At 62.8% G+C, this 13,058-nt stretch carries 11 protein-coding genes; all 11 read left to right on the top strand.

What is annotated here, in order from left to right:
- Position 1: 1 nt before the first annotated feature.
- Positions 2-1,216, top strand: a complete 1,215-nt coding sequence (locus AC07PQ_RS25290; protein WP_493186744.1) for a glycosyltransferase family 4 protein — start codon at positions 2-4, stop codon at positions 1,214-1,216.
- On the top strand, positions 1,207-2,310 hold the full coding sequence (locus AC07PQ_RS25285; protein WP_007924700.1) for a glycosyltransferase family 4 protein: 1,104 nt from the start codon (positions 1,207-1,209) through the stop codon (positions 2,308-2,310). The genes AC07PQ_RS25290 and AC07PQ_RS25285 overlap by 10 nt, the downstream gene beginning before the upstream one ends.
- Complete coding sequence (locus AC07PQ_RS25280) at positions 2,310-3,707, top strand: O-antigen ligase family protein (protein WP_007924702.1); 1,398 nt, start codon at positions 2,310-2,312, stop codon at positions 3,705-3,707. Before AC07PQ_RS25285 ends, AC07PQ_RS25280 begins: the two co-directional genes overlap by 1 nt.
- Positions 3,704-4,525, top strand: a complete 822-nt coding sequence (locus AC07PQ_RS25275; protein WP_007924704.1) for an acyltransferase — start codon at positions 3,704-3,706, stop codon at positions 4,523-4,525. Before AC07PQ_RS25280 ends, AC07PQ_RS25275 begins: the two co-directional genes overlap by 4 nt.
- Positions 4,525-5,931, top strand: coding sequence for a lipid II flippase MurJ (locus tag AC07PQ_RS25270; RefSeq protein ID WP_007924706.1), 1,407 nt, complete (start codon positions 4,525-4,527; stop codon positions 5,929-5,931). Before AC07PQ_RS25275 ends, AC07PQ_RS25270 begins: the two co-directional genes overlap by 1 nt.
- A 115-nt stretch (positions 5,932-6,046) precedes the next feature.
- Positions 6,047-6,676: a DUF1780 domain-containing protein gene (locus AC07PQ_RS25265; RefSeq protein WP_007924708.1), complete on the top strand. Its 630-nt coding sequence runs from the start codon at positions 6,047-6,049 to the stop codon at positions 6,674-6,676.
- Positions 6,677-6,886: 210 nt separating this feature from the next.
- Complete coding sequence (locus tag AC07PQ_RS25260) at positions 6,887-7,060, top strand: DUF3094 family protein (RefSeq protein WP_007924710.1); 174 nt, start codon at positions 6,887-6,889, stop codon at positions 7,058-7,060.
- 60 nt (positions 7,061-7,120) lie between these two features.
- Positions 7,121-8,419, top strand: coding sequence for an NAD(P)/FAD-dependent oxidoreductase (locus AC07PQ_RS25255; protein ID WP_087091958.1), 1,299 nt, complete (start codon positions 7,121-7,123; stop codon positions 8,417-8,419).
- Between the two features lie 648 nt (positions 8,420-9,067).
- Positions 9,068-9,661 carry a fimbrial protein gene (locus tag AC07PQ_RS25250; protein ID WP_007924713.1) on the top strand — a complete coding sequence of 198 codons (594 nt, stop codon included), beginning with the start codon at positions 9,068-9,070 and terminating at the stop codon, positions 9,659-9,661.
- A gap of 50 nt (positions 9,662-9,711) precedes the next feature.
- A complete protein-coding gene (locus tag AC07PQ_RS25245; protein WP_007924714.1) occupies positions 9,712-10,437 on the top strand; it encodes a fimbrial biogenesis chaperone in 726 nt (241 codons plus the stop codon).
- 113 nt (positions 10,438-10,550) lie between these two features.
- Entirely contained in the window at positions 10,551-13,043 is a 2,493-nt protein-coding gene (locus AC07PQ_RS25240; RefSeq protein WP_493186743.1) for a fimbria/pilus outer membrane usher protein, read from the top strand.
- The last annotated feature ends 15 nt before the right edge of the window (positions 13,044-13,058 follow it).

The raw sequence follows: 13,058 nt of genomic DNA, 5'->3' as shown, positions 1-13,058 counted from the left end.
CGTGAAGATTCTCTGGATTCTCCCCTACCTGCCCTGGCCCATGACCAGCGGTGGCAAGACTCGCCAGTTTCACTTGCTGCGGACCTTGAGCGAGCGGGGTCACCGCATCACCTTGCTGGTGCAGTCGAAGACCGAGGCCGATGCCGCCACCCGCTCCGCCCTCGAGCCCTGGCTGGAACGCCTGATCGTGGTGCCCCGGCGCCCGCTGAAGCACCCGGTCACGCTGCTGGCCGGGCTGTTCGCGCCGTGGCCGCTGCTGACCACGGTCAACGGTGTGTCGCGCCCTTTGCGCGAACGCTTCGACAGCCTGCTGCAAGAGCCCTGGGATGTGATCCAGGTCGAGCACAGCTACAGCCTGCAACCCTATCTGCAACCGCTGCGGCGGGCCGGCCGGGATTTCGTGCTCACCGAGCACAACCTCGAATCCAGCCTGGGCGGCGCGACCTATGACCGCTTCCCGGCCTGGGCCAGCCTCTTCGTGCGCTACGACCAATGGCGCTGCCGGCAGTGGGAACGCAAGGCGTTCGACACGGCCCGCCAGGTGGTCGCGGTGACCGAAAGCGACGCCCGAGCCATGCGCCAGCTGACCCGTACCCCGGTCGAGGTGGTGGTCAACGGCGTCGACAGCCGCAGCTTTGCCGAGGTCTCGGCCGACCCGCAGAGCCAGCGGGTGCTGTTCGTCGGCAACTACGAATACGCGCCGAACCTGGACGCTGTGCTGTGGATGCTCGACGAGATTTTCCCGCGGGTCTGGAGCCACTGCCCCGAGGCGCGCCTGGCGGTGGCCGGGTATGCCTTGCCGGCCCACTGGCCCGAACGCTGGACCGACAGCCGCATCGAGTGGGTCGGCTTCGTGCCGGACCTGCCCGATCTGCAACGACGTTGCGCGCTGTTCATCGCGCCGTTACGCCAGGGTGGCGGCTCCAAGCTCAAGGTGCTCGAAGCCATGGCCGCCGGCCTGCCGCTGGTCAGCACCGCGCAAGGCGCCTCGGGCCTGGCCATCCGCCCCGAGGAACATTACCTGGCAGGCGACAATGCCCAGGCCCTGGCCGATGCCGTGATTCGCCTGTTGCGCGAGCCAACCCTCGCCGCCCAACTGGCCGGCGGCGCCCGACTGTATGCCCGCCAGCATCACGACTGGACCGTGGCCGGCGACGAACTGGAACAGATCTACCGGACTCTGCCCTCCACACAGGAGCATCCCGCATGCGTGTAGCCCTCGATTATCGTCCGGCCACGGTCGCTCCCTCCTCGGGCATCGCCCGTCAGGTCAAGGCTCTGGAACAGGCCCTGCGTGCCCGTGAAGACACCGAATTGCTGCTGGTGAGCGAAGCGCCACTGGAGCATGAGCAACGCCAGACCGCCTTCTGTCCGGCCTGGCCGAGCCCCCTCGATGGCGTGCAACGCCCCGGCGTGCGCCTGCGCTTCGAACGCAAATTCTTGCCGGCGACCATTCGCGAGCAGTCGGTCGACCTGTATATCGCCACCGCCAACATGGGCCTGCCCATCGGCCACAAACCGGCAGGCACCCGTTATGTGCTGATCCTGCATGACCTGTTCCAGTTGACCCAGCGCAACTTCCACCGTTCGCAGCTCAAGGCCGTGGCCTATCGGCTGATCGACGCCGTGTCGATCGCCTGGTCGATCTGGGTCGCCGATGAGGTCTGGTGCCCTTCGCGGTTTTCCTGCAGCGAAGCGGCCCGGCTGTTTCCCTGGGCGCGGCCGAAATTCCGCGTGCTGAACAACCTGGTGCCGGAGTTCCAGGGCGTCATCGGCCCACTGCCGACGGGCCTGCCCGAGCGTTACTGGCTGGCCGTCGGGACACGGGAGCCGCGCAAGAACATGCCGTTCTTCATCGAGCAGTGGCAGCGCTGCCGCCAGGAAAACCCGCAAGTACCGGAGCTGGTCCTGGTCGGCCATGCCAGCGACCTGCCCGCGAACCTGAGCCAGTTGCCCGGCCTGCATTGGGTCAACGGCGTCAGCGACGAGCAGTTGCAGGCCCTGTACCGGCATGCCGACTGCCTGTGGCAGCCCTCCTACGCCGAAGGCTTCGGCCTGCCGGTGGTCGAAGCGCTGTGGCAGGGCACGCCGGTCGCGGTGGCCAGGGGGTCGGCGCTCGACGAGGTCACGCCACCCGGCGCGCGGCGCTTCAATGCCCGCGATCGCGCCAGCCTGCGCAACGCGCTGATCGAACAGGCGCAGGACAGCGCCAGACCCGATCCGGATACCCTGCGCGACTGGGCCCGGCAATTTGCCGAGCCGGCCCACCGCCAGCGCCTCGACACCTTGCTCACAGGGCTCTTTCACTGATGCTGCCAGGAAAATTCATTGGCCTGACCCTGGGGTTGATCTTCGGGATCCTGTTGTGGGCCCTGCCACCGGCAAAAGTCATCTTCGTGGTGATCGGCCTGGCCGTGACCCTGACGCTGATCCGCAAGCCGCTGTGGGGCCTGCTGATCTTCGCCGTGCTGGCCACCTGCATTCCCTACACCACGCTGCAGCTGGGGATTCGCACCACGGTCAGTGAAGCGGTGCTCGGCCTGACGTGGGTCGGGCTGTTCTGGCAATCGTTCATCGGCAAGACCCGCAACCTCATGCTCTGGCGCCCCACCGAGCGGGCCATGGTCTGGCTGATGCTGTTCAGCGCCATTCCCTTTGTCTGGGGCATGCTGATCATTCATGCCGATGGCAACGGCCCGGTGAACTGGGTGCGCTGGCTGATGAACCTGTCGCTGCTGTTCATGGTGCCGCTGCTGCTGCGTACCGATGCCGACCGCGACAAACTGGTGATCGCCCTGCTGCTGGGCACTCTGCTGATGCTGCTGTTGTCGATCGGCATGTTCATCAAGTCGCGCAATGCCATGTCGATGATCCCGATCCTCACCGACCTCAAGTACGCCCACCCGGAAGCGGTGAAGGACATCTTCTCCGCCAACTACCAGCGCATGGCATCACCCTGGGTTCACCCCAACCTCACGGGCGGCGTGCTGGTGCTGTTCATTCCCCTGGCGCTGCTCTATGGCTGGACCCGCACCGGCGCGCGCCGGGCCCTGGGGCTGGCGGTGGCGATCCTCGGTTGCGCGGGGCTGCTGCTGAGTATTTCCCGCGGGGCGATCCTGGCCCTGGCCCTGGTGCTGATCTGGCTGACCTACAAACGCGTGCCCTACAGCGGCCGGATCATTGGCCTCGGGGCGGCTTTCGCAGTGGCCCTGGTGATGTTCTATCCGCCGCTGCAGGAACGCCTGATGACCATGTTCTCGGCGACCAACGCCAGTACCGAAGTGCGTTTCGACGAGTACGCGAAATTCCCCGAGGCGATGATGCGCTACCCGCTGGGCATCGGCTTCAAGGTCGATCCGCCGGTACCGGGCACCGACCTGCCGGGCATCTCCAACCTGTGGCTGAACTTCATCTATAAGATTGGCATTCCGGGGATGCTGCTGTTCATCGCCGTCACCCTGTTGTGGTGGCGCGAAGTGCGCCCGCTGGCGCCGATCCGTCAGGTGACTGCCGACAACGCGCTCTGGCTGGGCTGCATTTCCGGCCTGCTGGCGGCGTTGCTGACGGGTCTGTTCGACCACTACTTCAGCTTCACTTTCGTGTTGATCGGTCTGTTCTGGCTGTTGATGGGCATGAGCCTGCAACAGGTCCGGTTACGCCCGGCCATCACCCTCCCCCTCATCAACCCCAAGGATCGCCAAGCATGAAACACCGTATTTTCCATTCTGCGGATCTGCCGGAACGCCTGCCTGCCCTGGCCTCGGAGCTGGGTGTCAGCCACGATGAACTGCTCGAGGCCTACAGCTGGGGGCTGAACAACGACGTGCTGTTCGTCGAGGGCGACGGCGAGCAGGCGCGCTACAGCATCTCCTCGGTGGACATCGAACAGATCATCGAACATCCCCTGGCCCGAAGCCTGTATCGCCGCTTGAAGCAGGACATCCCCACCACCCTGGTGCCGCGCTACGGCAAGAACCTGGCCACCCTCAAGGACCGCTGGTTGCGGGCCTGGGAACAGGCCTACAACATCCTGATCAACAAGATCCCCAGCCATCACGTGCGCATCGCCTGGCTGCGCCTGGGCGGCGCGAAAATCGGCAAGGGCTCGACCATCTGGCGCAACACCGAGGTGCTGGGGGTGGAGAACCTGGTGATCGGCGATGACAGCGTGATCGCCTGGCATTGTCAGATCGACGCCCGGGCCGGGCTGATCATCGGCGATCATGTGACGATCGCCTCTCACGTGCTGATTCTCGCCGGCGGCCATGACCCGATGAGCCCCGAGTTCTGGTCGGTGTCCGCGCCCATCTACATCGATGACTACGCCTGGATCGCCACCCGGGCGCTGCTCGCCCATGGCTCGCATATCGGTCGCGGGGCCGTAGTGACCGCCAACACCCTCGTGGCCAAGGCCGTTCCCCCCTACAAGATCATCGGCGGCAGCGGTGCCAAACCCATGGGCGAGCGCCCTCACGACCTGAACTACAAGGTGGGTGGCAAAGGCCTGTTCACCCTGTTCTATTGATGCTCGGCAGCACCCTGCTACTGACCCTGGCGACCCTCGCCGGGCTGCTCGCCGGTTTTGCCCGCGAATGGCTGCTGGTGGCGGCCTGGGGCGCGGGCAGCCGCAGCGATGCGTTCCTGGTCGCGGTGTTCATTCCCGAAGCCCTGCGCATGACCCTGGCCGCCGGCATTCTCGCGGCCGCGGCCCTGCCGCTCTATCAGGAGCGCGACGCCCAGCGCCAGCACGCCTGGCTGGCCGGCCTGTGCCCACGCCTGCTGGGCCTGGGTCTGGGGCTGTATGCCCTGCTGGCCTTGAGCGCGCCGTTGTGGATCCGCCTGATCGGCCCCGGGCTCGACAGCGAAGCCCAGGCCGAAGCCGCCGCCAACCTGCGCAGCCTGGCCGCCTGCATCCCCGGCCTGCTCATGCACGCGCTGTTCAGCATCCCGCTGCACGCCCGGCAGCGTTTTGTCCTGCCGGGGCTAGGCTCGCTGCTGTTCAACCTGCCACCGGTGCTTTACCTGTTTTTCTACGGCCAGGCGAGCCTTGGCTCCGGCCTTTCGCTGGCATTTTTTCTCGGCAGCCTGCTGATGTGCCTGTCGCTGGTGCCGGCGGTCTGGCAGGCCGGCTGGCGCCCCTGGCAAGTCCGCGGGGATGCCGGTGCCGGCCGGGAACTGCTCGGCCGCCTCGGCCCGTTGTTGACCAGCAACCTGGCCAGCCAGGGCCTGGCGCTGGTGGAACGGCTGGTCGCCAGCTACCTGGGCGAAGGCGTGGTGACCTGGGTCAACCTGGCGCGCAAGCTGATCAACCTGCCGCTGATTGCCTTGATGAGCCTGAACCAGGTCCTGCTTGGCTTGATGAGCGGCAAGTCCGGCGATCAGCGCCTGGGGCTGCTGCATCGGGGACTCGACGCCGCGACCCTGCTGAGCCTGCCAGCCGCGCTCGGCCTGGTGGGCGCCAGCCCGGCGCTGATCCACTGGCTGCTGCCCGCCCAGAGCGCCGACGGCCCGCTGCCGGCACTGCTGGGCTGGTTCGCCGTGTCCCTGGTGTTCGGCGCCTGGAACGCCATGCTCGCCCGTTACGCCTATGCCGCCGGTGATACCAGCACGCCACTGCATTGCGAGCTGCTCGGCAGCCTGCTCAACGCCTTGCTGCTGGCGGGCCTGCCGCTGGTTCTGGGGCTGACCGCGATTCCTCTGGCGGCCCTCGGCGGTGTGCTCCTGACCAACCTGTTGCTGATGCAGCGCCAGCAATTGCTCACCCTCATCAACTGGCCGGTGCGCTGGGCAGTCAGCGCCGTTCTGCTGAGTGCCGCGGCGCTGCTGTTGCATCCGCTATTGAATGTCTGGCTGCAACTGGGGCTCAGCACAGTGGCCGGGCTGCTCTTGCTGATCGCCTTGGGGCTCTGGCTGAAACCCTGGCGGGCCTGAACGAGCGGCAGAGGGTTGACCTGATGTCACACTTATCCGTTATAAGTGCAGTCAGCCCCCGCCGACCCGGCAGAGTGTATTTCTTGGATCAGCGTTTGGACGCTAAGCTTGGACTATGGATGACTCAGATTACTTGCGCCTGCTCACCATTCAGGCCGAACAAGCCAACGCGTTCCTGTCCAATGCGCGCAAATGGGAGCGTGAGCGTTGGGTCTGCCAACGCCTGCTGCAAGGCTTGAACATCCCCTACCGTGCCGACGAGTTCACGCCCGCCGGGCAGGAGCCGCCGGACGTACTGTTTCGCGAGGCCTGTTTCGAGGTGTTCTTCGTGCTGGACGAAGGCCGCCGCCTCAACGACGAATGGCGCGACGAGTTGCAACGGCGCCGCAGTGCCTTCTCCCTTAGCCAACTGGTGCGCCGCGAGGCCAAGCCCAAGCGCATCCCGGCCAACGAACTGTTGCTCAGGCTGGCCCCGACCCTGCGCAAAAAAGCCCACAACTACAAGGAACGCGGCATGGACCTGGGGGAGCTGGACATCATCGCCTTCGCCAGCCTCAAGCGCGAAGTGCTGGACCTTAACAGCCATTTCCCGCCGCCGACCGAATACCTGCGCCAGGGCTGGCGCTCGTTGTCGCTGGTCGGGCCGACCTTCGCCCGCGTGCTGTTCGCCCACCCCGACGCGCCGGACTTCCTGCGCGGCAACCTGGGGCGCAGCATCCTCTTCGATGTCGGTATCAGCCTGTAGGCCGCCTGGAGCGGAATTTCCCGGACCTCTTCAGGCCATTCGTGGCATGGCGCAAACACCGCGCGAGTGTTACAAAGCGCAATCACTCACGGGATGACAAGGCCGGCATCCGCGAGCAGCTATGCTCCGTTCCATGCCGCATAGCCCGACAAGATGGCACTGCGCTGTAACCTTCATACTTTTCGCAACGTCTAGCTGACGAGGCTTTTTATGACCAGCCGCCTGAACCCCGACGACCAACGCCATGTCGAAGAATACCTGCAACTGGCCCAGCACCGAGTCGAGCGCCGGCCCTTCCGGCCGTGGATGCTCCTCGTGATAGTCGTGACCATCACCATTGGCCTGGGCCTGCTGAGCCGATTTATCAGTTACCTGACGCTATGAGCTGCATCGCGCTCGCTCGGGTAACCGTACCGATTTCTTTTAGCCTTGCGAGATATCCCCATGACTCATCGTATTGTCATCGTTGGCGGCGGCGCCGGCGGTCTGGAGTTGGCTACCCGTCTGGGTAAGACTCTGGGCAAGCGCGGTACCGCCAGTGTGATGCTGGTCGACGCGAACCTGACCCACATCTGGAAACCCTTGCTGCATGAAGTGGCCGCCGGCTCGCTGAACTCTTCCGAAGACGAACTCAACTATGTCGCCCAAGCCAAATGGAACCATTTCGAGTTCCAGCTGGGCCGCATGAGCGGGCTCGATCGCCAGCAGAAGAAGATCCAGCTGGCCGCCACCTACGACGAAAACGGCGTGGAGCTGCTGCCCGCTCGTGAGCTGGGCTACGACAGCCTGGTGATTGCCGTGGGCAGTACCACCAACGACTTCGGCACCCAGGGCGCCGCCCAGCACTGCCTGTTCCTCGACACGCGCAAACAGGCCGAACGTTTCCACCAGCAACTGCTCAACCACTATCTGCGCGCCCATGCCGGGCAGACCGATGTCGTGGAGCAGATCAGCGTGGCCATAGTCGGTGCCGGTGCCACAGGCGTCGAACTGGCCGCCGAGCTGCACAACGCCGCCCATGAACTGGCGGCCTACGGCCTGGACCGGATCAAGCCGGAAAACATGCACATCACCCTGATCGAGGCCGGCCCACGGGTACTGCCGGCCCTGCCGGAGCGGATCGGCGGCCCGGTGCACAAGACCCTGGAAAAACTCGGGGTCAAGGTCATGACCAATGCCGCGGTCAGCGAAGTCACCGCCGACAGCCTGATCACCGCCGATGGCCAGGTGATTGCCGCCAGCCTGAAAGTCTGGGCCGCCGGGATTCGCGCACCGGGCTTCCTCAAGGACATCGACGGCCTGGAAACCAACCGCATCAACCAGCTGCAGGTCTTGCCGACCCTGCAGACCACCCGCGACGAGAACATCTTCGCCTTTGGCGACTGCGCCGCCTGCCCGCAACCGGGCACCGATCGCAACGTTCCACCGCGGGCCCAGGCGGCTCACCAGCAAGCATCACTGCTAACCAAGTCGCTGAAACTGCGTATCGAAGGCAAGGCCCTGCCGGAATACAAATACACCGACTACGGCTCGCTGATCTCGCTGTCGCGTTTTTCCGCCGTGGGCAACCTGATGGGCAACCTGACCGGCAGCGTGATGCTCGAAGGCTGGCTCGCGCGGATGTTCTATGTGTCGCTGTACCGCATGCACCAGATGGCGCTCTACGGCCCGTTCCGTACCGCCATGCTGATGCTCGGCAGCCGGATCGGCCGCGGCACCGAGCCACGCCTCAAGCTGCACTGAATCTGAGCCTGTAGACCAAGACAAGAGTGCCCCGAGCGATCGGGGCATTTTTTTGCGCCCTGTTCAACACGGACTCAGGCAAACAGGCAGACTGTTAAAGATCGAAGTGCCTAGAGACTTCCTGCACTCTATTTCCAACTTTCCGCGCAACTTTAAGATTAATCTTAATTCTAAAATAGAAGAGCCACCGGACTTAACCCCCACATCAAAAAGTTGCTATCCCCCGGGCGTACCGAATACATACTCCGGCCTCCGCGCCACCTCTTACTGCGGCATATAGATAGCTGACCCGATAGTATTCAAGACGCCACTCATGCTCTATCTAGTTGCATTGATAGTTTGCCCTGCACGCTTAATCCTTCGACTCCAACCTGCTACCCCTGAGGATTAGCCCCTGCAAAACAGTTGCTTATATACAAAGATCGAAGACTTTGGCGGCGATCGTCCCGTTTAGCTGCCGACAGGTATTCCGACAACTTCATGCCACCCGATCAAATTTTAAGAATCTTCTTATTGAAATCATATCAGGCAAAAAAGTATCAGCCGCCATTCAAACCCATAGAGCATTCAATACTTTAAGAATGGTCTTATTGTAACGACCAAAGTGAAGATACAAGATTGCACCTCCAACTTTAGCAGGTACATGAAATGTCCAAACTTCTCAAAAGCATCGTCTCCATGGCTATCGCTGGCGCGGTCAGCACTTCCGCTCTCGCAGCAGATGGCACCATCAACTTCACCGGTGACATTATCGCCGCCTCCTGCAAAATCGACGCTGGTTCCGGCACCAACGTTGGTGGTAGCAAGGGCAACCAGAACATCGATGTCAACCTCGGCAAAGTCAGCACCGACTCGCTCTCTGGCACTGCAGGAGGCAGCATCGTCGGCGGTCAGAGCATCAACCTGAATCTGGATTGCGGCGGCACCGCAGAGGGCCTGAAGTCCGTCAAGCTGCAGTTCGACCCGAGCAGCGGCTCCGGCATCGACAGCAAGAACGGCTCGCTGCTGAAAGTCACAGGGGGCGCAGAGGGTGTGGCTATCGGTCTTTACGACGGCAGCAGCAAGCTGGTGAACCTCGGCGCGAACGAGACCATCAAGGGAGACTTGGTGCCACTCAAAGACGGTGATGTCACCACGTACACCGCCAAGCTGAACATGCGTGCAGGTTATGTGGCGAACGGTGAACCGGTCAAAGCAGGTCCTGCAAACGGCACCCTGCCGTTTACCTTGACTTACGAGTAACCCGCGCCAAAGGGAGGGGTCTGCGCCCCTCCCTCCGACCTGGAGCCGCTATGAAAACCTCACTATTGACACGTCTTGCACTCGCCAGCGTCATGACGCTTTTTGCGTCGATGGCCAGTGCCGGCATTACGCTGGATGGCACTCGCGTCGTCTTTGCTGCGCCAGCCAAGGAAACGTCCGTCGTCGTCAGGAACCAAGGCTCGAATGACATCATGGTCCAGTCCTGGGTCGAGCCAGACACCAACGGGCCCGTGACCGACGTACCGTTCGCCATTACCCCTCCCCTGGTTCGCCTGGGAGGCAACAAGCAACAGGTCCTGCGCATCCTCTATCAAGGCCAGGGGCTGCCGACCGACAAGGAATCCGTGTTCTGGTTGGCCGTGCAGGAGATTCCGCAAAAAGCCAAGGACGAGAACACCCTGCAAATTGCCATACGCCAGCGAGTGAAGCTGTTCTACCGCCCGGCCAATCTGCCGGACACTGCGGCAAATGCAGCCAAGAGCCTGCAATGGAAGCTGGTGGAACAAAACGGCAAAACCATGCTTTCCGTGAGCAATCCTTCTGCGTACCACGTGTCCTTTTCTGGTAGCACTGTGACGCTGCGCAATGGCAAGGACACGGGCACCGCCACCGCAGAAATGCTGGCACCAGGAGCAACACGCACCGTCGCGATCAAAGGCTCGACTGGCATGAGGGCCGGAACCACAACAGTGGAATTCGACAGCATCAACGATTACGGCGGACTGGACCGAGTCACCAGCAAACTTTCCAACTAACGGAAACACAGCCATCACTCGTGTCGCTCGCTAGAGCGCACCGCCTTACCTAATCCGACTTTTTAATCAGGTCAGTGCTTCGGGCATCCGATGCATGATCGAAAGGATTTCGCATGCCCATTTTTCAGAGAGAGCTCAGTTTCAGGATCGCCCGGCGGGCGTGCGCGACCTGCCTCGTGGCACTGGGGCTGACCTCGAAGCTGTCCGCCGCAGAAGCCGAGTTCGCCGACTCCTTTCTGAAAATGGGGGGTGCTCCGGTAGACCTCAAGTATTTTGAGAAAGGCAGTGCAGTTCCGCCTGGCGCCTACAGCGTCGACCTTTACCTGAACAATGTACTGATCAAGCGCCAGGAGATCACCTTCGCCGCCGACGCCTCCGGGCAGGTCAAGCCCGTCATCTCGCTCGGGCTGCTCAAAGAGCTCGGCCTCAACGCGGGCAAAGCCCAGCAGGATGGACTCATCGCCGCGGACACCAAGGATGAGCAGCCGTTCGATGTCAGCGCCCAGATCGCCGGCGCCGCGGTGGACTTCGACGCCACCAACCTGGCATTGCAGTTCAGCATTCCGCAGGCATACGTCCAGCGCTATTCCCGCGGTTACGTCGACCCCTCGGTTTGGGACGAAGGCATCACGGCCTTCTACAGCGACTACCAGGCCAACTTCAACCGCAACACCAACCGGGGAACGAAAAGCGATTACCACAACCTGAACCTGCGCAACGGCTTCAATATCGCCGGCTGGCGCTTTCGCAACGAATCCGCGCTGACCGGCGGAACCGGCACAAAAAGCGAATTCAAGAGCAACCGCAACTATCTGGAGCGCGACGTCCAGCGCCTGAAAGGCAAGTTTTCCCTCGGCGAGCTGTACACCCCTGGCGAGATCTTCGACAGCGTGCGTTTTCGCGGTGCACAGATCGCTTCGGACCTCGGCATGCTGCCCGACAACGAGATCGGCTACGCACCCGTGATCCGTGGCATCGCTGAAACCAATGCCACCGTAGAAGTACGGCAAAACGGCTACGTGATCTATTCCGCGTCGGTGCCGCCTGGCGCCTTCGAGTTCACCGACATCTATCCCAGCGGCTCCAACGGCGACCTGCAGATCAAGATCATCGAAGCGGATGGCCGGGTACGCGAATATCAGCAGTCCTATGCCTACCAGCCGGTCATGACCCGGCGCGGCAACCTTCGCTACAGCGTCACCGCCGGTGAATATCGCTCCGCCGACCAGCCGTCGCCGTCGTTCACCCAGGGCACGGCCGTCTACGGTGTGACCGACAACCTCACCGGTTATGGCGGTGCGCTGCTCGCGCAAGACTATCGCGCCGTCAACCTTGGCGCGGGCGTGAACTCCAGCATCGGCGGTATTTCCTTCGACGTCACCAGCAGTGAATCGAAGACCCAGAACGGCAAGACAAACAAAGGTCACAGTGCGCGCTTCCTGTACTCCAAGACGCTGAACGCCACCAATACCACCTTCACCATGGCCGGCTATCGCTACTCCACCGAAGGCTATCGCAGCTTCGGCCAGCATGTGGACGACCTCATGTATCAGGACCGTGCCGGCTTCAGCGCACAAAAGAGCCGAATCAACCTCCGGGTGAACCAGAGCCTGTCACAGCGAGGCTCGCTGTACCTCAGCATGGATGAAACCAACTACTGGAATCAGCAGGGCCGTACGCGCAACTGGCAATTTGGTTATGGCAGCAGCATTGCCAGCGTCAGCTACAACCTGGCGGTATCACGCACCCAGAGCGATCCCATGAACGGTGGTTCGGATACGCAACTCACCGCCAGTATCAGCATGCCGCTGGGAGGCCGGGGTAGTTCTCACCGCCTCTCCAGCAACGCCATCAGCTCGAGCAAAGGTGATTCCTCGCTGCAGTCGAACGTGTCCGGCTACCTGGACGACCAGGCAACCCTCAGCTACTCGGCGCAGGCCGGCCACAGCAAGAGAAATGGCAGCACCGCCGGCGCCAGCCTGGACTGGGATACCCCCGTCGCCAAGCTGCGTGGTGGCTATAACCAGGGGCGTGACGACAAGCATATCGACCTGGGTGCGTCTGGCTCGCTGGTGGTGCACAGCGGCGGCGTTACCCTCGGCCAGCCGCTTGGCGAGACTTTCGGTTTGCTGGAAGTTCCGGACGTCGACGGCGTCGGGGTATCCGGTTGGAACGCCGTACGCACCAATGGCAAGGGTTACGCGGTGGTGCCCTATATGCAGCCTTATCGCTACAACTGGCTGAACCTGGATACCCAGACCCTGGGGACCGACACCGAGATCAACGAAACCTCCAAGGTGCTGGTGCCAACCCGTGGCGCCATCGTCAAGGCCACCTATACCGCACAAACCGGTCGTCGCCTGCAATTCGTCCTGCGCGCGGACAAGGGCGATCCAATCCCCTTCGGCGCCCAAGGCTACGACGAACAAGGCAAGCCCCTGGGCATGGTCGACAACCTGTCGCGCCTGCTGGTCTTTGGCGTTCCCGACCAGGGCCGGCTGGAGATTCGCTGGGCCGAAGGCAGCTGCATGGTGGACTACAAGCTCCCCCCAACAAACAAGGAGCTGGCTTACGAACGCGTGGACGGCCTTTGCCGAGTCTTGTGACCCACACCCTTTCAA

This window comes from Pseudomonas sp. GW821-FHT09E12, assembly GCF_059416085.1.
This window is presented reverse-complemented; position numbering and strand designations above follow the sequence as displayed.

What these genes read in the sequence shown, in the direction of transcription:
- AC07PQ_RS25285 (WP_007924700.1), top strand. Translation starts at nt 1,207, where the DNA reads ATGCGTGTAGCCCTCGATTATCGTCCGGCCACGGTCGCTCCCTCCTCG.
- AC07PQ_RS25280 (WP_007924702.1), top strand. Translation starts at nt 2,310, where the DNA reads ATGCTGCCAGGAAAATTCATTGGCCTGACCCTGGGGTTGATCTTCGGG.
- AC07PQ_RS25250 (WP_007924713.1), top strand. Translation starts at nt 9,068, where the DNA reads ATGTCCAAACTTCTCAAAAGCATCGTCTCCATGGCTATCGCTGGCGCG.
- AC07PQ_RS25245 (WP_007924714.1), top strand. Translation starts at nt 9,712, where the DNA reads ATGAAAACCTCACTATTGACACGTCTTGCACTCGCCAGCGTCATGACG.
- AC07PQ_RS25275 (WP_007924704.1), top strand. Translation starts at nt 3,704, where the DNA reads ATGAAACACCGTATTTTCCATTCTGCGGATCTGCCGGAACGCCTGCCT.
- AC07PQ_RS25240 (WP_493186743.1), top strand. Translation starts at nt 10,551, where the DNA reads ATGCCCATTTTTCAGAGAGAGCTCAGTTTCAGGATCGCCCGGCGGGCG.
- AC07PQ_RS25265 (WP_007924708.1), top strand. Translation starts at nt 6,047, where the DNA reads ATGGATGACTCAGATTACTTGCGCCTGCTCACCATTCAGGCCGAACAA.
- AC07PQ_RS25255 (WP_087091958.1), top strand. Translation starts at nt 7,121, where the DNA reads ATGACTCATCGTATTGTCATCGTTGGCGGCGGCGCCGGCGGTCTGGAG.
- AC07PQ_RS25270 (WP_007924706.1), top strand. Translation starts at nt 4,525, where the DNA reads ATGCTCGGCAGCACCCTGCTACTGACCCTGGCGACCCTCGCCGGGCTG.
- AC07PQ_RS25260 (WP_007924710.1), top strand. Translation starts at nt 6,887, where the DNA reads ATGACCAGCCGCCTGAACCCCGACGACCAACGCCATGTCGAAGAATAC.